Origin of the sequence: Niabella aurantiaca DSM 17617, assembly GCF_000374125.1 — a bacterium.
GTDB lineage: Bacteria > Bacteroidota > Bacteroidia > Chitinophagales > Chitinophagaceae > Niabella > Niabella aurantiaca.
In genome coordinates this window covers 118,259-139,545 of the sequence record NZ_KB893646.1, presented here as the reverse complement: position 1 = coordinate 139,545, position 21,287 = coordinate 118,259, and the positions used below count along the sequence as shown (strand labels likewise).

The 21,287-nt window shown below is 48.0% G+C and carries 15 protein-coding genes; 9 read left to right on the top strand and 6 right to left on the bottom strand.

Features of this window, described 5'->3' with window-relative positions:
- Window positions 1–21 precede the first annotated feature (21 nt).
- The 3 genes from B160_RS0123500 (at window position 22) to B160_RS0123490 (ending at window position 5,236) form a co-directional block, all read left to right on the top strand.
- Window positions 22–1,782, top strand: a complete 1,761-nt coding sequence (locus B160_RS0123500; protein ID WP_018630405.1) for a SusD/RagB family nutrient-binding outer membrane lipoprotein — start codon at window positions 22–24, stop codon at window positions 1,780–1,782.
- Between the two features lie 247 nt (window positions 1,783–2,029).
- Window positions 2,030–4,687, top strand: a complete 2,658-nt coding sequence (locus tag B160_RS0123495; protein WP_018630404.1) for a beta-glucosidase — start codon at window positions 2,030–2,032, stop codon at window positions 4,685–4,687.
- A gap of 75 nt (window positions 4,688–4,762) precedes the next feature.
- Complete coding sequence (locus B160_RS0123490) at window positions 4,763–5,236, top strand: hypothetical protein (protein ID WP_018630403.1); 474 nt, start codon at window positions 4,763–4,765, stop codon at window positions 5,234–5,236.
- Window positions 5,237–5,245: 9 nt separating this feature from the next.
- Here the strand turns inward: B160_RS0123490 and B160_RS0123485 are convergent, their stop codons facing one another.
- The 5 genes from B160_RS0123485 to B160_RS0123460 form a co-directional block, all read right to left on the bottom strand.
- Entirely contained in the window at window positions 5,246–5,734 is a 489-nt protein-coding gene (locus tag B160_RS0123485) for an asparaginase domain-containing protein (protein WP_018630402.1), read from the bottom strand.
- A gap of 308 nt (window positions 5,735–6,042) precedes the next feature.
- Window positions 6,043–7,653: a Na+/H+ antiporter gene (locus B160_RS0123475; protein ID WP_018630401.1), complete on the bottom strand. Its 1,611-nt coding sequence runs from the start codon at window positions 7,651–7,653 to the stop codon at window positions 6,043–6,045.
- A 258-nt stretch (window positions 7,654–7,911) separates the two neighbouring features.
- Complete coding sequence (locus tag B160_RS0123470) at window positions 7,912–9,189, bottom strand: NAD(P)/FAD-dependent oxidoreductase (protein ID WP_018630400.1); 1,278 nt, start codon at window positions 9,187–9,189, stop codon at window positions 7,912–7,914.
- A gap of 107 nt (window positions 9,190–9,296) precedes the next feature.
- Complete coding sequence (mqnC, locus tag B160_RS0123465; protein WP_018630399.1) at window positions 9,297–10,421, bottom strand: cyclic dehypoxanthinyl futalosine synthase; 1,125 nt, start codon at window positions 10,419–10,421, stop codon at window positions 9,297–9,299.
- Between the two features lie 74 nt (window positions 10,422–10,495).
- A complete protein-coding gene (locus tag B160_RS0123460) occupies window positions 10,496–11,452 on the bottom strand; it encodes a Fic family protein (RefSeq protein ID WP_018630398.1) in 957 nt (318 codons plus the stop codon).
- Between the two features lie 203 nt (window positions 11,453–11,655).
- Here B160_RS0123460 and B160_RS0123455 point away from each other — a divergent pair, with 203 nt between their 5' ends.
- The 6 genes from B160_RS0123455 to B160_RS0123430 all read left to right on the top strand — a co-directional run bounded on the left by B160_RS0123455 (window position 11,656) and on the right by B160_RS0123430 (window position 19,514).
- Window positions 11,656–12,021, top strand: a complete 366-nt coding sequence (locus B160_RS0123455; RefSeq protein WP_018630396.1) for a HesB/IscA family protein — start codon at window positions 11,656–11,658, stop codon at window positions 12,019–12,021.
- 31 nt (window positions 12,022–12,052) lie between these two features.
- Entirely contained in the window at window positions 12,053–13,024 is a 972-nt protein-coding gene (locus B160_RS0123450; RefSeq protein WP_018630395.1) for a TerC/Alx family metal homeostasis membrane protein, read from the top strand.
- Between the two features lie 2 nt (window positions 13,025–13,026).
- Window positions 13,027–15,510 (top strand): bifunctional UDP-N-acetylmuramoyl-tripeptide:D-alanyl-D-alanine ligase/alanine racemase, encoded by a 2,484-nt coding sequence (locus B160_RS0123445; protein WP_018630394.1) that lies wholly within the window; start codon window positions 13,027–13,029, stop codon window positions 15,508–15,510.
- A 512-nt stretch (window positions 15,511–16,022) separates the two neighbouring features.
- On the top strand, window positions 16,023–17,381 hold the full coding sequence (locus B160_RS0123440) for a phosphatase PAP2 family protein (protein ID WP_169540124.1): 1,359 nt from the start codon (window positions 16,023–16,025) through the stop codon (window positions 17,379–17,381).
- Between the two features lie 98 nt (window positions 17,382–17,479).
- The gene (locus tag B160_RS0123435) at window positions 17,480–18,187 is read left to right on the top strand and encodes a lipoprotein signal peptidase (protein WP_018630392.1); all 708 of its coding nucleotides are present in this window, start codon (window positions 17,480–17,482) and stop codon (window positions 18,185–18,187) included.
- A gap of 250 nt (window positions 18,188–18,437) precedes the next feature.
- On the top strand, window positions 18,438–19,514 hold the full coding sequence (locus B160_RS0123430; protein WP_211218107.1) for a Fic family protein: 1,077 nt from the start codon (window positions 18,438–18,440) through the stop codon (window positions 19,512–19,514).
- Between the two features lie 290 nt (window positions 19,515–19,804).
- On the opposite strand, the gene fumC is transcribed toward B160_RS0123430, so the two are convergent.
- Window positions 19,805–21,202: a class II fumarate hydratase gene (gene fumC, locus B160_RS0123425; protein ID WP_026309977.1), complete on the bottom strand. Its 1,398-nt coding sequence runs from the start codon at window positions 21,200–21,202 to the stop codon at window positions 19,805–19,807.
- Window positions 21,203–21,287: the final 85 nt, after the last annotated feature.

Genomic DNA, 21,287 nt, shown 5'->3' with positions numbered 1-21,287 from the left:
TCACTATTCAATTTTAGAAAAATGAAAAAAATATTATTAGGGTTGGTGATCATACCACTATTACTTTCTTCCTGTAAGAAGAATCTGGATAGCCAGTTTTTCAATCCGGAAAACTATGATAAAACAGGGAACCTGTTTGGGGGACTTTTTACGCGTACGATGTTTAATTGGAAAATATATGTGCAGGATTATGGTGAATACTGGTGGGAAATTGCCGGTAGCGGCGCTATGGGGGTATTGGGATACACGCAGGTGGCCCAACGATATATTACGAACCGATATGACTGGTTCGGCGGCTACGACGATCTAAGCGGAACCAATGGGTTTGGCAACGCCACTTCTCTATGGCAGGGACGACTGGGGTCATTTTATACAGGCCTAAATACATGGGCGGTAATGAAAGACAACCTGACGCAAGTATCCGGTCAGGAACTGGATGATAACCAAATTTATTTTGAACTGACATCCGTGGTGAAGGATTATGCAGCATTACTTGCGGTGGATTTTTATAATTCAATTCCTTATTCAGGGGCATTTAAAGGTTCTGAGCGGGTGTTTTTTCCGGAATATGACGATCCCCAGGAGATCTACCTGAGTGTTTTAGATGACCTGAAACGTATCGCCGAAGCATTGCCTGCGGTCTACGATAAAATGTCAGAATCTGCAAAGTCCACTTTTAATACCCAGGACATAGCATTTAGAGGCGATCTGAATAAATGGGTTCAATATATCAATGCCATACGGCTTAAGTATGCCGTTCGGATCTCAGGAGTTGCTGAGCAAGCTGCGAAAACACATATTCAGGATATATTGTCTAAAAACAACCTGCCTACAGCAGATATGGTCTTTGCAATGCCTTATGAATTGGATCCCCGTAATGGCGGTGAGTGGATCCGCGGACTTAACGAAGGTTGGCCTGGCACATTTATTCCGGATATTATCATGCGCAGGATGAATAAAAACAACGTGTTGTATGAAGCCGGGATAGATGACCCACGCTTACCAGTTATTGCATTTCCTACCAATAAAAGTGACCTTGTTGCTACACCTGCAGTGGGTGCTTACCGGGGAGTGAATATGAATGCAGATGGTCAGAAGCCCGGGTATGATGGCGGTGAGCGATATTACACAGGAGGGCCTTTAGGTGATATTCGAGAGCACCTGAAACAAAACTCCCGGTCGATGTACAATTTTGTAACCATTACACTGAATAATAGATTCCCTGTATACATGATGTCTCTGGCAGAGGTTGATCTGCTATTGGCAGAAATTGCTGCAAAAAATTTGGCGTCAACAGGAAAATCAGCGGGAGCATATATTAAAGATGCTATAACGCATTCAACAGATTTCTGGTATGCGAGGAATGCAGAAAGCAGCTATGCGACTGAGTTTCCGATACTGCATCCGGGGAGGCCTGCTGCAAGTGATATATCGAAGTATGCAGATTCCTTGTCAGTACGAGTAGATAACCGGGGAACGCTGGACGAAAAAATGGAACTGATCATGCAGCAGAAGTTTATCCATTTAAATGTTATGTGTCCATATGAATTATGGACTGAGCAAAGAAGGACCAGGCATCCGAAATTGGAGCCGTTTACCTTCAATTCGAAGGTAATGAAACCATTTCCCGAGAGGTTGCGTTATCCAACCGCCGAGCAGCAGAACAATCCTGATAATTATAATACGGTAAAAAGTCAGGATAACTTTACCAGTCCTATATTTTGGGTTCCTCAAAACCTGAGAAGCGTTAACCCTTATTGGGATAATTACGATTATGAATAGCTGTCGATGAAGTTCAGAATAAGGTTGCCGGTATATGGCAACCTTATTTTATATTACAACAAGCATATTGCTGTTTATTTATATGTCGTGAACACCGGAAGAAAAGCAGGCCGAGAACAGAGGCCCTGCAATATTAAACAGATGTTGATGCCGTATTTTTACAAGTTGAATAGATATAAGTTTTTTAAAACGGTCATCCCGTTAAAAAATGAACGACCATCACTAAATTCAAACTTTATTATATTTTATGCTTCGCCTTTTTTTTTTCTTAGGGTTACTGTTAGATATTTTAAATCTTTATGCCCAGGCCCCCCCCTACAAAAACCCTTCGCTTTCCCTCGAAGACCGTGTGCAGGACCTACTCTCCCGTATGACACCGGAAGAAAAATTCTGGCAGTTATTTATGATCCCCGGCGATCTCGATAAGGCGGCTCCGGGGCAATATAAGAATGGGTTATTCGGTTTTCAGGTAAGTGCGGCCACGACCGGCGCCGGGGAAGCGGCGCAGCAGATGCTCAGCTACAACCAAAGCAGTGAGAACGCTCTGGCATTGGCAAAAAAGATCAATAGCATCCAGAAATATTTTGTGGAGCAGACCCGGCTGGGGATCCCATTGTTATTTTTTGATGAAGCCTTGCATGGATTGGTCCGCAGTGATGCTACCTCCTTTCCGCAGGCCATCGGCCTGGCGGCCACCTTTGATACGGTAATGATGCGCCGGGTGGCCAATGCCATTGCCGACGAAACAAAGCAGCGGGGCATCCGCCAGATATTGACGCCGGTGGTCAACCTGGCCACCGATGTGCGCTGGGGAAGAACAGAGGAGACCTATGGCGAAGACCCGTTCCTTACGTCACAGATGGGGGTCGTTTTTGTAAGCTCCTTTGAAAAAAAGAACATCATTACCACACCCAAACATTTTGTGGCAAATGTGGGCGATGGCGGCAGGGATAGCTACCCCATTGATTGGAGCGAACATTATCTGGAAGAAACGCATTTCCGGCCCTTCAAAGCCTGCTTCCTCAAGGGCGGCAGCCGGTCGGTGATGACGGCATATAACTCGCTGAACGGAACGGCCTGTACTGCCAGTTCCTGGCTGCTCAATACAAAACTGAAAGATGAATGGGGGTTTAAAGGTTTTGTCATTTCAGATGCGGGGGCAACCGGCGGGGCACTGGTACTGCACCACACGGCAAAAGACTATCCGGAGTCCGGCGCACAGGCGATCAGCGGAGGCCTTGATGTTATTTTTCAGACGGACTACCGGCACCATCAATTATTTGATCCGCATTTTTATGATGGGAAGATCGATCAAAAACGGATCGACGATGCCGTGGCGCGGGTATTGCGCGCAAAATTTGAATTGGGATTGTTTGACCATCCTTATGTGGATGAGCAGAGAGCAGCACAAAACATTGATCACAGGCCGGTGGCAAAGCAGGCCGCCCTTGAATCACTGGTATTACTGAAGAACAAAAATAAAAGTCTTCCCCTTGCAAAGGATATCCAGAAGCTTGCAGTGATCGGCACAGATGCTGTTGAAGCCCGGCTGGGGGGGTACAGCGGGCCCGGCATTCATAGAGTTTCCATACTGGAAGGATTGAAGGAAAAGATAGGAGCTGCCACCAGGATCACATATGCTCCGGGTCCGGGCAGGAAGGAGGTCGCGTGGGCGATCGTGCCGGCAAATTTCCTGTGGCATTATGAGGGCGGGGCTTTAAAAAAGGGATTGCAGTTTGGAGTGTTTGACCGGATTGATTTCTCGGGCAAGCCGGTTGATACAGGGATTGATCCGGAGATCAATAAACTCTGGACTCTTTCGCGTCCATCGTTAAAATTGAAGCAGGATTTTTACGCGGTCCGCTGGGAAGGGGTGATCCGGCCGGATATTTCGGGAAGTTACCAGCTGGGATTGAATGGTAATGATGGTTTCCGGCTTTATATAAATGACCGGCTGGTTATCGACAATTGGAAAAAGGAATCGTTCCGGACATTGCTGACCCCGGTTGCCCTGATAAAAGGAAAAGAATATAAATTAAAGGTAGAATATTATGAGCCGGTAGGTAACGGAAAGCTGCAATTGGTCTTTCAGGGAACGGATGACCGCGAAGCGAAGATCAGGGAAGCCGTGGCTGTTGCAGAAAAGGCCGACGCGGTGGTGATCGTAGCGGGCATTGAGGAAGGCGAATTCAGAGACCGTGCCATGCTGTCTTTACCCGGCGAGCAGGAGGCATTGATACAGCGGATCTCAAAAACAGGGAAGCCGGTGGTAGTGGTGCTGGTGGGTGGAAGTGCCGTAACCATGGGCAATTGGATCGACGGGGCAGATGCAATCCTGCAGGCCTGGTACCCCGGGGAAGAAGGCGGTCATGCGGTAGCAGATGTATTGATAGGTGATTACAACCCCGCCGGCCGTTTGCCCATTACCTTTCCTTTGCATGAAGCGCAGCTGCCCCTGGTGTACAACCACAAGCCCACCGGGCGGGGCGATGATTATGTGAACCTTTCCGGCCGTCCATTGTTCCCCTTTGGTTTTGGATTGAGCTATACGACATTCGAATACGGCAATCTCCGGTTGGATAAGGGAGCGATCGGCGCTTCCGATTCAGTACGGGTCCGTTTTACCGTAAAGAACACCGGTGCCATAACCGGGGATGAAGTACCACAGCTTTATATCCGCGATGATCTGGCTTCGCTGGCGCAGCCGGTACTGGCCTTAAAAGGATTTCAACGGGTGCGGCTGGCACCTGGCGAAACCCGGGAGCTTGATTTTATGATCACTCCGGAATTATTGCAAATGTTGAATCAACAAATGAAATGGGTTGTGGAACCGGGTAGTTTTAGCATCATGATCGGTGCGTCATCAGCAGATATCCGGTTGCGGACCACTTTGGTAATAAAATAAATTTAGATTGTTGCTGTTTTCCGGTTATTTGCGTTCTAACAAGAATATATCCTTTACATTCACCAAACCTTATGTATGAGAAATGAGAAGCTTTTGTTAGCAGTACTGGTGTTCATTACTGTTGCTGCCTGCTCGAAAACCGAAAAAACGAGCAATGAAACGGACGTGGTTGACAATACGGCCAAACCAGATAGTAATATAGTGAAGCAGGGCATTGTTGCAGCAGTGGGCTCCTGGCAATTATCTGAAACCAGGATATCGCCAGGGATTCTTGTTGACTGGGGAAGGGTGAACAACGGGCCTGTGCTGACGTTTAAGGATACTTCTTCTTATGAGATAAATGGAGATATGTCTTTATTTTGGCCAACTACCTCAAAAAATGGAACAACGGGGTTAGCAAGCCGGTTCCGGTCAAAAGTGATATACCTGTTACCTGCCAATAGCCGGGATACTGCCTTTTTCGGCCTTCGTATATCCAAAGATACGCTGGAGCTGGCGGGTGTTTCCTGTGTGGAAGGATGTGGATACCGTTTCCGGAAAGTAGAATAGGCAACCGGCCTATACCGTTTCTTCAAACACGCCTGTTTGCCGGTTCTTGCGTACTTTCCCCGCCTTAAAGTAGCGCCCGTTCATGGCCACATAAACGCCGTGAGGTAAGGATTGGGCAAAAGCAATAGCGCTGCCCAGGTTGAAGAAGCCGTCGGAGCTGCCGAATTTAATGGGGATCATGGCGCCGGTCAGCACGATCGTTTTGTTTTTGATCCGTTCTGCTAATAGCTGTGCTGTTACAGACATCGTATCGGTTCCATGGGTGATCACGATCTGTTTTTCATCCGCTTGTTCACATTGATAAGCGATCAGCTCCCGGTCCTCATCGGTCATTTCCAGGCTGTCCACCATCATCAGGGTCCGTATTTCAGCAGGAACCGTATTGCGTCCTTTTTCGAGCAGCTCATGCAGATGGGTATCCTTAAAATAAAGCTCCCCGTTCAGCATATTGTACTCCTTGTCAAAAGTTCCGCCGGTTATAAAGATGCGTATTGCCATGTGCACAAAAATATCGCATTCGGCCCAGAATACAGGCGCAGCGCCGGTTTACAATAAAAATGGCGGATTGCTTTTTTTAATTTAAATGATGGGTACGGGCTTTTATTAACGGTTTCAATGGTGATCCAAAGGCAAACTTGCAAAAATTAAAACACATCGGTTAAATAAATGGATATTCTGAAATCAGCGGTGAATGATCGGAATTTGAGGATTTGAGGATGTGGAAATGAAGGTCCGGTTACAGTTCTGTGATCTTTCTTCCGAAGGAGCTCCTAACGTGAAACCTTGAACGTGGAACTTGCAATTGTTCATCCCTTTCTGCTTTTCAGCCGGGCTTCCTCCAGATCAAGCTCCCATTCTTTTTCCTTGATAAGATCTTCGCTAAAAGTCCTGTTTATCCGGTATTTCATCAGCTCCTTTCGTTTTAACTGGATCAGTTCCAGCATCAGCTGCCGGAACCGGGGCATGGATTCATCGGCAATGCTATTTTTTCCCTGCACCAGGCCCAGCTTCCGTTTCGTTGCATCGATCATGTGTTTGTACCGGTTACGCGTCAGCGAAAAAGGCCCGCCCTGCTCAAGGTCCTGTTTATAATATCGGTCTATATGGGCAAGCGCCAGTTCTGATAGTTGCAGTTTAAGCTGCTGATGTTGTTTTTTCAGTTTTTCTTCTCCCCGGTCCTGGATCTTCAGCAGTTGTATCAGCGGTGATATGGTAAGCCCCTGTAAGACCAGTGTTACAATGATAACCACGAAGGTGATGAACAGGATCAGGTACCGGTAGGGAAATTCTGCGCCGCCGTGGATCGAGAACGGCATGGCCAGCGCAGCAGCCAGCGATACCATACCCCGCATGCCGCACCAGGCCACCAGAAAGGTCTCTTTATGTGTAGGTACAATGGCGTCCGGAACCCATTTTCGCTTGATACGTATCCGGATGTAATTAGAGGCATACACCCATACCATACGGATCATGATCACTGCCCCACTAATAATAAGCCCGTAAACCAGTGCCTCTTTGATCGTATTCTTTGTAAAATGGGCAACAATGTACGGCAACTGTAAGCCGATCAGGATAAATATGAACCCGTTCAGCAAAAACGTGAGCGTGTCCCATACGCCAGCGGTGCTGATGCGCGACTGGTAGCTCAGCATCCGGTGGGAGTGATAGCTTAGAAATAACCCGCCTGCAACCACCGACAATATACCGGAACAATGGAAGTGCTCCGCCACCAGGTACATCACATAGGGCGAGAGCAGGGTAAAGGCCGTGTCAATAGCAGAAGTGGTGGTAAAAAAGCGGAGTATCAGGTAGATCACAAATGCGATGACCAGGCCGATAAGGATGCCCATGCCGGCAACGAGGAAAAAACTTTTAGTGGCGGTCCACGCATTAAAGCTGCCGGAGATGACCGCAAGCAGGGCAAAGCGGTACACAATCAGGCTGGAGGCGTCATTGACCAGGCTTTCTGCTTCCAGCAGGTTTACAATATTGCGCGGGATCTTCAATCCTTTCAGTACAGAAGTGGCAGCTACTGCATCCGGCGGAGAGATAATGCCTCCCAATACAAAACCCAATGCCAGCGTAAAGCCGGGTATCAGCGCGGTGGAAATAAATGCAATGATGGTAGATGTAAAGAAGACCAGGCCGAAGCCCAGCATGGCGATGCGCCGTTTCAATTTCCAGAACTCGGCCCAGGGCATTTGCATGGAAGCGGAGAAAAGCACCGGCGGCAGAAAAATAAGAAATACAATGTCGGGGTCGATCTTGATCTCCGGCGTGCCTGGCAGCATACTGATGATGAGGCCCGCAATTACTAAAAAAACAGGGTAGGATATTTTTAGCTTATTACCCAGCATGGTGAGCAGGGTAATCACAAAGAGCATGGAAAGGATCAGTAAAAGCCTGCTTTCAATCATGCCATAATATACGGAATTTTGGTTTTAGAAGTTTGAAAATTTGAGGATTTGAAAATGTGAAAATGGGCATCCGGCATAGAACCGGGACTAACTTCCACGTCGGGAAAGCCTGAACGTTGGACCTTATAAACGGGTGTTTTGTTTTCAGCCATTGGCTATCAGCCACGAGGCCTTAGGGACATGGATTGGAAGCATTCGCATCAGCTACCGGGCATCAAGCGTCAAACGGACCTGACCTGGAACATTGAACCTGAAACTTTAAACGGTCTTGTTTCTGTCTTCCGGCCTGATGATCATCCGGAACGACTGATCCCGGCTGAAATAGGCAATGATCCAGTTGGTGAGCGTGCGGAGCCGGTTCTTTAAAGTGAGCAGGGACATTACATGGATGAACAGCCATATCAGCCAGGCAAAAAACCCACCAAAGCGCATATTGGGTTTGGTCAGATCCGCTACCGCCTTATTGCGCCCGATAATGGCCATAGATCCCTTATCGGTATAAGCAAAGGGCTTTAAATGTTGCGGATGCAAAAGGTTTTTGGCAAGATTGGCGCCCTGCTGAAGGGCAACCTGCGCTACCTGGGGGTGCCCGTTCGGAAAAGCGGCATCCGAGGTCTGCAAACAGGTATCGCCGATGGCATATATATTCTCAAAGCCCTGCACCTTGTTATAAGGGTCTACGATCAGCCGCTTGCCCCGGCCGTAGCTTTCTGCCGGAATGCCTTCGAATGTTTTTGCGGCAACACCGGCGGCCCAGATCAGGTTTTTGCTTTCGATGGTTGTACCGTCCGATAAAAAAACAGTATCCTGCAAAAAATCTTTTACAGTGGTATTGAGCTTTATATGTACCCCCAGTGCTTCCAGCGACTTTTTGGAGTACTGCTGTGCATTTTTCGACATGGGTTTCAGAACGGCGTCTCCGCCATCCACCAGATAGATCTCACCCAGGTTCCTTCCGATCAGCTCAGGATAGTCCTTGCGGATGATGGTAGCACGCATTTCTGCAAACATACCCGAAATTTCCACTCCCGTGGGTCCCGCACCGGCCACAACAAAGGTCAGCAGTTTTCTTTTGTAATCAGGATCTGTTGTGCGGGAAGCCTCTTCGAGCCGGTTCAAAAGCGTATTCCGCATGGCGAGGGCATCACTGAGGGTCTTCATCGGGATCGCGTTCTGCTGCACCTGCTCCATGCCAAAGTAATTGGTTGCAGCGCCGGTTGCCAGCACCAAAATATCATAATTCAGGGTGCCTGTAGACAGGATGAGTTTATTTTCGCCGGGAATGACCTTTAGCAACGCTCCCATCCGGAAACGGATATTCTTTTTACCCCGCAAAAATTTCCGGAAGGGATAGCTGATGCTGGAAGGTTCCAAAAAGCCGGTGGCTACCTGGTATAGCAGGGGGGGGAAGAAATTGTAATTATTACTGTCTATCAGTGTGATGTCAAAGGCCGGTTTATTACGGAGTTTTTTTGCCAGGGCGATGCCCGCAAAACCACCACCGACGATCACTACATTTTTAGAGGATTGATCCATGGGAACTTGTTTTAATGTTTATGGCAAACCGCTGGTTCCGGGAAGACCTGTGAGGTTTTTACCCCATCGATTAAAAACCTCACAGGTCTCTTTTAAAATGGTCTTTCTTAATAATCCACTACCTGCTCTACAATGGTCTCCGGTATTTCCCGCCACTCGTATTTTTGTGTGCGCAACTGGGGCTCAAAGCCGGCTTCCCGGATGGCTTCCTGTATGGATTTATAGGTGAACCGGTGCGGAGCGCCCGCAGCACTGACCACGTTCTCTTCGATCATAATGCTTCCGAAATCATTGGCCCCGGCATGCAAACATAACTGTGCCGTGGGTTTGCCCACCGTGAGCCAGGAAGCCTGGATGTTCTTTATATTCGGCAGCATGATGCGGCTCAATGCCACCATTTTTATGTATTCCTCTGCGGTGGTCAGATTATGCACGCCCCGTATCCGCGTCAACAGGGTGTCCACATCCTGGAAGGTCCAGGCAATAAACGCCAGGAACCCGTTGGCGCCTTCCGGCTTGCGGCTTTGTACCTCCCGTATTTTGACCAGGTGCTCAAAACGCTCTTCGATGGTTTCTACGTGACCAAACATCATGGTGGCAGAAGTGGTGATATCCAGTTTATGCGCCTCGTGCATGATATCCAGCCATTCCTGTGCTCCGCATTTTCCCTTACTGATCAGGCGGCGCACGCGATCGATCAGTATTTCGGCTCCGGCTCCGGGAAGAGAGTCCAGACCGGCCTCCTTCAGCGCCCGCAAAACTTCCCTATGGGTGCTTTTTTCCAGTTTGGTAATATGAGCTACCTCAGGAGGGCCAAGAGCGTGCAGGCGGATATCCGGAAATTCAGCCTTTATCTGCCGGAACGTGTCTACATAAAACTGCAGACCCAGTTCCGGGTGGTGCCCTCCCTGCAGTAGCAGCTGATCACCGCCATATTTAATGGTTTCCTCAATTTTCTTCCGGTAGGTAGCCATATCGGTAATATAGGCTTCCGGGTGCCCCGGTATGCGGAAAAAATTGCAGAACTTACAATTGGCAATGCATACATTGGTGGTATTTACATTGCGGTCGATCTGCCAGGTCACTTTTCCATGCGGTACCTGTTGTTTCCGGAGTTCATCCGCGATCAGCATCAGGTCGGAAAGCGGGGCATGATGATAAAGAAAAACGCCTTCTTCTACACTTAAAAATTCAAACGCTGCGGCTTTTTTATAGAGATCCTGTAATATCATAGACTGTTGAAATAAAGTACAAAAGTACGACAGATCCTGCTAATAATTGTGTTGACGGTAGTTTTCCCGATCCCTTATGTCCTTCTCCTGTAATGTGACGTTCTTTTATCACCGAATTTTTTAATTAGTCCTTTATGAACGCCATTCTTCAGATCTCTGCTTGCTGTCGCTGTGGATAATTCCGGGTACTGCTTCATATAATCTTTCCGGGTAAAGGTCCTGGTAAACCGTTCCAGGAATATTTCCAGCCGCTCTGTTTCATTGGGTTTTTTTGCGGTGTTTTCCAGAAGATCCTCCAGTGACCGATCTATTATGTCCAGCATAAATTCTATGAATTTTGTTGATTTTCCTTCTTTATCTGAAATAGAAAGCGTATGGTAATATTTGTTTTGGTTTTTTGAAATTAGCGTTTCAAATGGTAGGAACTCAAATAGTGGATATTCACTCATCAGTATTAGGGTTTGCCATAATCTTCCCATTCTTCCGTTGCCATCTATAAAAGGATGAATAAATTCCATCTCATAATGAAACACACAGCTTTTTATGAGCGTTAACTCCGTTTTGTCTTTTAAGTAGTCAAATAAGTCATTCATTAAAAATCGCAGATTTTCATGCGATGGAGCAATATGTGTAACTTTTGACCCCTTAATGATCCCAACCCCTTGTGATCTGTATTTCCCGGGCTTTTCAATAAGCCCGTTCATCAACAATTTATGTGCATTCAGAAAATCTTTCTCCAAATGACAATGGAAACCTTTTAAGTCTTTATAAACCTCTAAAGCGTTTACAACTTCTTTAATGTCTTTTTCAGGTCCAACGACTCTTTTGTTTTCAATAATAGCGGTTATTTGTTTCTCGGAAAGTGTATTTCCTTCGATACTTAATGAGGAGTGAATGGTTTTAATTCGATTTTGTTTTCTGAGTTCCGGGTTCTGCCGGACTAAAAGTCTTGCGTTTACCTCCCCTATTTTTTTGGAAATAGCCGCTACGGATTTTAAAATTCCGGTTGTTATTTCGTATGGTGGCCTCATGAATTTGATACTATCATTTGATACTATCAAAAATACAAAATCCATCCATCATATCCAAGGCCACAAAACAAAGGGCTGCGCATCCGGTTTGGCGAAAGCCGGTTTCTAAAGTATCTTTGCAAAAGAGATGGCGGGTACAACCGGGTAATTGAACATTTAGGCCGGACAAATTGTTATCGTTGTTTCTAAATAGGAGAAAAAAAATGGCGGAGAGCATAGAAAATACAATCCCAGGGAATATTTACGTCAGCGAAAGCGCAAAAAAACGCATCCGGGAGATCCTGGCCGAAAAAAAAGCCGAAGAGGATGCAGCCTATTTTTTACGGGTGAGCGTGGTAAGCGGCGGCTGCTCCGGCCTGAGCTATAAGCTGGATTTTGATAGCCAGCAAAGACCGATGGACCAGGTTTTTGAGGACAACGACGTTAAGGTAGTTACCGATATGAAAAGTTTGCTCTACCTTTTGGACACTACTCTTGAATTTTCCGACGGGCTGAATGGCAAAGGGTTTTATTTCAATAATCCCAATGCATCCCGGACCTGCGCCTGCGGGGAAAGTTTTGCCGTTTAGATCACATACTGTTTAAAACTGAATACAAATAATGACACAAGAACAGATCACGTACCTGGTTTTCGGGATAGTCATCGTGTTGGCTTTGATCTTTGACCTGGGATTGCTGAGCAAGAAAAATAAAGTGGTTACGATCAAACAGGCACTGTTCCAAACCATCTTCTGGGTAGGGTTGTCGATGTGCTTTTTTGCATTTGTATGGTTTGAGGATGGCAAAACCCTGGCGCTGGAGTATATCAGCGCTTACCTGATGGAGTGGAGCCTCAGCGTGGACAACATCTTTGTATTCATCCTTATTTTTTCCTCTTTTGCCGTAAAGGAAAAGCATTTTGGCCGGGTATTGCTGCTGGGCATATTGATGGCCATTGTGTTCCGTATCATATTTATTACCGTGGGCGTGGCGCTGGTAGAGCGTTTTCATTTTGTACTGTATATTTTCGGGGCCTTTTTGCTGTACACCGGAATCAAGATGTTCTCCTCCGGTGATGGCGAGGAAAAAGACCCGCATGATTATGCCATTTATAAATGGATCAAAAAAGTGATCCCGCTGGTGCCACACGATGGGGAGGGTAAGTTTTCTGTAATAGAAAATGGAAAAAAGAAATACACCATGCTCTTTGTGGTGGTGCTGATGCTGGCGGGTATCGACCTGGTGTTTGCGCTCGATTCCATTCCGGCGGTAATGGGGGTCTCCAGGCATCCCATGATCATCTATACCTCTAATATTTTTGCAGTGCTGGGGTTGCGTTCCCTGTTCTTCCTGTTAAGAGGTGCTGTAAATAAATTTGATTATCTCCAGCAGGGCATCGCCATCGTGCTGGTCTTTATCGGGCTAAAAATGCTTTGCGAGCATTGGATCAATCAGTGGGTCACCAAGCAACAGCAGGTGGGCATCTCTCTGGGTGTTATCGTGCTATGTATTGTAGGCAGTATCCTCTTTTCGATCTATAAAAAGAAAAAAGGCGTTCCCGATGAGGTGGAAGATGGCAGTATAAACTTATAAAGGTGGCCGGCCAACCCTATGCGATAAACGACATTGCCCGGCTACTCGGGCTGGAGATCCGCTCCCCGTTTGCTGCGGGCATTGTGGATACCCTGCTTACGGATAGCCGGAAGCTGGTTTCCCCCGCCACATCTCTGTTCTTTGCCTTAACCGGTCCGCAACGGAACGGACATCTTTTTATTCCGGAACTGTATAAAAAAGGCGTACGTAGTTTTGTGGTGGCGCAGCCGGTTGATGAAAAAGCATATCCGGGTGCGGTATTCCTGCATGTAAACGACACGCTGCAGGCCCTGCAGCAGGTGGCGGCCGCCCACCGCAGCCACTATTACACGGATGTGATCGGCATTACGGGAAGCAACGGTAAAACAGTGGTCAAAGAATGGTTGTACCAATTGCTGCAACCCTTTAAAAATATTGTAAGGAGTCCTAAAAGCTTTAATTCCCAGTTAGGGGTGCCGCTGAGTGTGTGGCAGATGAGCGCCGAAAATGACCTGGCCATTTTTGAAGCAGGGATCAGCCGGCCGGGAGAAATGGAAAAGCTGGGAGCCATCATTGTGCCCACGATCGGTGTCTTAACAAATATTGGCCCGGCACACAGCGAAGGATTTAAGGACGATGTCGAAAAGCTTTCCGAAAAACTGAAACTGTTCCAACACGCATCCGTCATCATCGCCAACGGCGACCACCCGCTGATTGCCTCCGGGGTTGGTAGATACCCTGCCGTCTTCTTCTCCTGGGGGAAAGAGGAGCACAACGCCGTACAGGTGCTGGATACCCTTGTAAAAGGCGAGGAAACAGCGATCCGCTTAAAGCCGCGGGATGGGGACGCCATGTCGTTAACCATTCCGTTCACCGACCAGGCGTCCATCGGAAATGCCCTTACCTGTATTGCCGTACTGCTCTGGCTGCGTATGGCCCCTTCACGGATCATCAGCGGTATGAAAGGGTTGCAGCAGGTGAATATGCGCATGGAGTTTAAACAGGGTATCAACAATTGTATTGTGATCAATGACAGCTACAGCGCCGATCTGAGCTCGCTGACGGTGGCGCTGGAGTTCCTGCAGCAACAGGCAGGCGGAAAAAGAAAAACGGTCATCCTTTCCGATATCCCTGAAAACAAAGGGGAAGAACAGCAATTGTACCGGACCATCCTGGATTTGTTGCGGCGTTATGGCATCAACCGCCTGATCGGCATCGGGGAAAAAATACAGGAGCAGGCAGGTATGTTTGCGGCCGGCAATGCAGCCCCGGAATGCTCCTTCTATCCGTCAACCGGCGCATTTCTGGAGCAGTTTCACAGCACGCAATACCAGGATGAATACATCCTGGTAAAAGGTGCCCGCAAATTTGGTTTTGAGCGTATTGTAACCCAGCTGGAACAAAAAGTGCATGAAACAGTGCTGGAGATCAACCTGGATGCGGTAGCGTATAATCTGAAAACGATACAGCAGCAACTGAAGCCGGGGGTAAAGGTGATGGCCATGGTAAAAGCGTTCGGGTATGGGAGCGGTGCTGCGGAGATCGCCAATGTGGTGCAGTTTCACAAGGCCGACTACCTGGGCGTGGCTTATGCCGATGAGGGCGTGGAGCTCCGGAAGGCAGGGATCGCTATTCCGGTTATGGTGCTCAATACCGAGGCCCGTGCTTTTGATGCGCTTACGGATTACAACCTGGAGCCGGATCTTTTCAGCTTTGAATTGCTGCATGCTTTTGAACGGCATATTAAAAACTCGGGGTTGAAACATTACCCGGTACATATTGAAGTAGAAACCGGCATGAACCGGACCGGCTTTGCTGTTACCGATATGGCAGCACTGGCCGCATATTTGAAGGACAATGAATGGCTGCGGATACAATCTGTTTTTTCGCACCTTGCGGCCAGCGAGGATCAGGTGGAGGATTCGTTCACCTTTCATCAGTCTGATCTGCTGAAGGAAGCCGCGGAGCTGCTGGAAAAAGAGATCGGTTATCCTTTTATCAAACATATTGCCAATACGTCTGCGATCCTGCGCTTTCCGCAGCTGCAGCTGGATATGGTGCGCCTGGGTATTGGCCTGTACGGCATCTCCGGCAATGCGCAGGTGCCGCTGCAAACTGTAGCCACATTAAAAACAACGATCTCCCAGATAAAAAAGATCCGGAAAGGCGAAACGGTAAGCTATAACCGGAAGGGGATTGCCAAAGAAGATTCGGTGATCGCCACCCTGCGGATCGGCTATGCCGACGGCTATTCGCGCCGATTGGGCAACGGCGTGGGTAAGGTTTGGATAAACGGCCATCTGGCGCCCGTGATCGGAACCGTTTGCATGGACATGACGATGATCGATATCACCCGGGTTCCCGGTGTTAAAGAAGGGGATGATGTGATCATTTTTGGAGCACCCGTTCCGGTGCAGCAGCTGGCCGGATGGATCGGGACCATTCCCTATGAGATCATGACCGGCATTTCGCAGCGTGTAAAGCGGGTTTATTACGGGGAAGGATAATGGTGGTTATTTTTTTTGGCCCAGTTGTGGTGCTCATAGCAGCTTTTCTTGCGTCGCACACTTGTACTGTGGTGCTTGCTTCATCGTTAAGGGGTCGGGTGGGACTTATGGCACAGGGCCTTTATGGCGATTTTTAGGATGTTGGCAGTTGACGCTTGTCGCCCCGTCCCCAAAAAGCATAAGCCCCCCTATATTGAGGCGCTGAAGCGTCTGATCCCGCCTTTTAGCGGGACAGGCTGAAGACCGTTGCGACCAGCACTAAAGCCGGCACAATAAAATGAAGCCTGTACCTGGTGCCCGCCAGTGCGCAGCTAATATGCATCCCCTTCATCTCTTAACGATTTTCCCTACTTTCGCAAGGGGCCGGTAACAACGACCGGAACCTGAACTTCAATTGCTGTAACAGAGGATTGCGTGTTGCTAAAATGAAACCGGATGTGAAGATTAAAGAGGTAAAACACCTGTTCCTGCTTAAAATTGTGCGAATGTGTTGCTTGGGAAAACGGGCTGTTATGATTGTGTACTGCTTTTACTGCGTCCTTTCTTTAAAGGCGCAGCCGGAAATGTTGTTGCGGGATCCTATGGAAACCGATGGTCTTTTGCAGGGCCGGCAACGGCGATCCTTTTTTGAAAAGCAGGGTGTGGAGATCGGTTTTGCACCGGCACTGTTCCTGGCGGCTTCTGCCGTTACCTGGGGTGAGAAGAAGGGTATCCGTGAAGTGCGCAACCGCTACCTGCCCGGTTTTAAGCATACTTTTGATAACTATGCACAGTACCTGCCTGCCGCTGCTACATTTGGTCTGAAGTTTTCCGGGGTCAAGGGAAGAAATAAGCTGTTGCGCAGCGCTTTCTCCTACGGTGCCAGCCTGGCCATTATGGGAGTGCTGGTAAACGGGATAAAATATACGGCAAAAGTGGAGCGGCCGGATGGCAGCGCTAAAAATTCCTTTCCCTCGGGGCATACGGCCATGGCTTTTACCAATGCCACGTTTATGCATAAGGAATATGGAGGAATAAACCCTTCATATAGCATTGTAGGCTATGGTACGGCTACCTTTACGGGCATCGCCCGGGGGTTGAACAACCGGCACTGGTTTCCGGACATCCTTGCCGGGGCGGGTATTGGCATTTTATCGACCCAGCTGGGGTATTTTTTTATAGACCGGATCTATAAAAATAAGGGCGATAACCTGAACAGCCTTTCTTATAAGCAGGGTGGCGCGGCACCGTCATTCCTGGCCATCAAATGGGGGTATGCCAATGCCACCCATAACCTGGTAAAGAACCTGGAGATCAATGCGTCTTCCAAACTGGGTTTTGAGGCCGGATTGGAAGGGGCCTATTTTTTTAACCGGAACTGGGGTATCGGCAGCGATCTTTCATTTACGAGCTTCCCCATCACGGCTTCGGAGATCTATACCCCCGAAGCAAAAGACCCGGCAAACCGGAACGTTCAGTTTCTGACACAGTCGATCGGCACCGCCAATATATCCGCCGGCCCTTATTATGCCCTGCATTTTACCGATCGCTGGCAGCTGATGCTAAAAGCCCATTATGGCTACTCCATCGGCTCCCGGGGTACGATATCGGTAAAGGCCAATCCTCCAAAGGGCATGGGCGGACAGCAGGAAATTGCGGCCTATAAACCCTCCAATACCTCCCGCGTCAGCACCGGCGGTGCGCTTACGTATAAGCTCAACAGCCGCCTGGGGATCACCGGTTATGCCGATTATCACTACTCCAATCCCGTTTTTAAATATGATTTTAATGAACGGATCGTTGAGATAGAACCGGAGTTCAGCAACCGGGTACGCATGCGGAATAATATGGATTATGTGGTGCTGGGCCTCCGGCTGACGGCTTATTTTTAGCCGGAAAATCCGCTGATCCGCAGATCGGTATCAGTTTGCGGATCAGTGGGTCTGCAATCAGCAGCGGAAAACCTAAACTCTCGTATATTTGCTGCCGCATGAAAGCAGGAAAATTAAGCACAGCAATCGGGATCATACTATTGGTTTTATTGGTAGACCAGGTGGTGAAGATCTATATAAAAACACACTATCCCATCGGAGAAGTGACTCGCATCTTTGGCATGGACTGGGCGCGGCTGCACTTTATCGAAAACTCGGGTATGGCCTGGGGGTGGAAGTTTGGCAATGAGGCCGGAAAGGTAACACTGACCCTTTTCAGGCTGGCTGCGGTGATCTTCGGATCTTTTCTGCTGGTGCGGTTTGCCCGCGAAAAATATACCCGGGGCTTTATGGTGTGCGTGGCACTGATCTATGCCGGGGCACTGGGCAACCTGATCGACAGCATGTTCTATGGGATGATCTTCGATAAAGGACTGCATTTTGATCCCGCATTTGGCGATTATATAGGCTACGAAGGCATTGCAAAAATGGGGGGTAAAGGGTACGCCTCCTTCCTGCATGGGAGTGTGGTGGATATGCTGTATTTCCCGATGGTGAAGACCCACTATCCTTCCTGGTTTCCCTGGGTAGGCGGACAGCCGTTTGAATTTTTTGCACCCATCTTTAACATTGCCGATATGGCCATTTCCACCGGGGTGATCACCCTGCTGGTCTTTCAAAAGAAGTTTTATAAGAAAGCAGCACCGGCTGGCCCGTCTGATGGTACAGTGACCGGAAGCCAAACATCTTCTGCTGAAAGATCCTGATCTTCCGGAAATTTTTTTAAAAGCAAACGCCCCCAAACAGGGCGTTTTTAGCATTAATCAACTTTCTGGAAAAGAAAACTAACAGGCCCATTATTTTACTTTTATGAAAAAAAGTAAAATAAAAAATATGATTATTTTACTTTTTTAGTATATTTGTACAATAACAATTGCTCTTATTGTACTTATGCACCAGTTTCAGGCAGGAAATTATATACAGCAGGGATATTACAAAAGTTTTCAACCCGGTTTTATGAACCGGAATTGGGAAGTAACGGATATGCAGGTATGGCAGCTCTTATCCCGGGCCGACAGGCAATTGGGCCGGCTGGATATGTATTCCGAGTATGTGAATATTGAGCTGTTCATCCGCATGCATATTGCTAAGGAAGCTACCCAATCCTCCAAAATAGAAGGCACACAAACAAATATAGAAGAAGCATTTTTGCCCAAAGAGGAAATTGACAGCGAAAAGCGGAACGACTGGGAGGAGGTGCAAAACTATATCGCAGCAATGAACGAAGCCGTAAAACTGCTGCACACTTTGCCTTTTTCCTCCCGGCTCATCCGGCAAACGCACAAAGTACTGCTGCTGGGAGTAAGAGGCAAGCATAAACAGCCGGGCGAATATCGCAGGTCTCAAAACTGGATTGGCGGCGCCACCATTAATGATGCGGTTTTTGTGCCGCCGGCGCAGCATAGCATCAGTGAACTGATGGGCGACCTGGAAAAGTTTGCCAATGACGAATTGAATCCGTTGCCTGATCTGCTGAAAATAGCGTTGATCCACTACCAGTTTGAAACCATTCACCCGTTCCTGGATGGAAACGGAAGGGTAGGCCGCCTGCTGATCACCCTTTACCTGGTCAGCAAAGGCATTTTAAAACAACCGATCTTATACCTGTCCGATTTTTTTGAACGCAACCGGATGCTCTATTATGATAACCTGATGCGGGTACGCATTCATAACGACATCGGTCAATGGTTTAAGTTTTTCCTTACCGGCATCATCGAAACGGCAAAAAGCGGCGTGGCTACCTTTGATGGCATCCTGCAATTGCAAAAGGCCATCGATCAAAAATTGAAAGATGTAGGCGTGCGCAGCGGGGATGCTTATAAAGTGGTGAACTACATGTATTCGCAGCCGATCGTAAATGCACAAACCGTAGGCTCCGTAATTGGTAAACAGCCCAAGACCGCTTATAAGATGATCGAGCTGCTGGAAGCATTGAAGATCGTAAAAGAGATCACCGGCGGACAAAGAGGAAAGCTCTATGCCTTTGAAGGGTACCTGCATTTGTTTGATGATCATAAGGATCCCGGCCAATAGTCTCTTTTTTGTACAGCACCCCAAAAATTCATACGGCCACGGGCTTTCTGCGTTTACCGGCCCGGGTATTATTTGTTTACGGTGTTTGCCAAAAATGAGCGCGTGTAAACGGTTTTGCTTACACGCGTGCCTGATTACAGTAGGATTGTAAACAAAGATCCTGTAAACAAACCCTGCTTATATCATAAAAAAGAAGATCGCCGGATTTAAAGGCAATCTTCTTTTGCAAAATCAATGAACTCCGCTGTGAAGTCTCCCACAAGGGATCTCACATCAATACAGCCGCATATTTATATTTTTCCCACCATTTTGGCCGGTACCACCCATTCGTCAAATTCCTTTTCGGTAAGGTAGCCAAGTTTAACGGCCATGGCCTTTAGCGTGGTATTTTCCTTATGCGCCTTCTGGGCAATTTCGGCGGCTTTATAGTACCCGATCTTCGGGTTCAGGGCAGTAACCAGCATCAGCGAATTGTCCAGGTGCTTTTTAATATTCTCTTCGATCGGCTTCAACCCTGTGGCACATTTATCATTAAAGGAAACACATCCGTCGCCGATCAAGCGCGCGCTGTGCAGGAAGTTATAGATCATTACCGGTTTGAACACGTTCAGCTCAAAATGGCCGGTAGCACCGCCAATATTGATGGCTACATCGTTGCCCAGTACCTGCGCGGCGATCATGGTGAGCGCCTCACATTGGGTAGGATTTACCTTACCGGGCATGATGGAAGAGCCGGGCTCATTGTCTGGGATGAACAGCTCCCCGATGCCGCTGCGCGGACCGGAAGACAGCATGCGGATATCGTTGGCGATCTTCATCAGGCTTACCGCCACTGTTTTCAGTGCGCCGTGGGCCTCTACGATGGCATCATGCGCCGCAAGGGCTTCAAACTTATTCTCTGCGGTCTTAAACGGTAGTTTGGTCAGCTTTGCAATTTCAGCGGCCACGTTCTTTGCATAGTCGGGAGGCGTATTGATACCGGTTCCTACGGCCGTACCGCCCAATGCCAGTTCCGACAAATGGGGGAGGGTATTTTTTATGGCTTTCAGACCGTGGTTCAGCTGGGATACATAGCCGCTCAGCTCCTGGCCCAGTGTTAAAGGGGTGGCGTCCATAAAATGGGTGCGGCCGATCTTTACCACTTTCATAAATTGCTTACTCTTCTTCTGCAGTGTGTCCCTCAGCTTTTCAATACCGGGGATGGTTACTTCAACCAGGATCTTATAAGCGGCAATATGCATCGCCGTGGGAAAAGTGTCGTTGCTGCTTTGCGATTTATTTACGTCATCATTAGGATGGAGCACCTTATCCTTATCAGTAAGCCGGCCGCCATTGAGCACATGGCCCCGGTAGGCGACCACTTCGTTTACATTCATATTGCTTTGGGTACCGCTGCCCGTTTGCCACACTACCAGCGGGAAGCTGTCGTCTAATTTTCCTTCCAGGATCTCATTGCATACTTTTCCGATCAGGTCTGATTTTTTCTTGGGAAGCACTTTGGCTTTTGTGTTGGTGATCGCGGCTGCTTTTTTTAAGTAAGCAAAGGCCCTGATGATCTCTTTCGGCATCCGGTTAATATCGGCGGCAATCTTAAAATTGTCAATCGAGCGTTGTGTTTGTGCGCCATAGAGCGCATCTGCGGGCACTTTTACCTCACCCATTGTGTCTTTTTCAATTCTGTACTCCATATTCATTTTTTAAGTTTGAGTTGTGACCGTCTCAAAAGTCGTTTTATCACGAAATGTCTTTCTGAACTTGTTTCAGAATCTATTG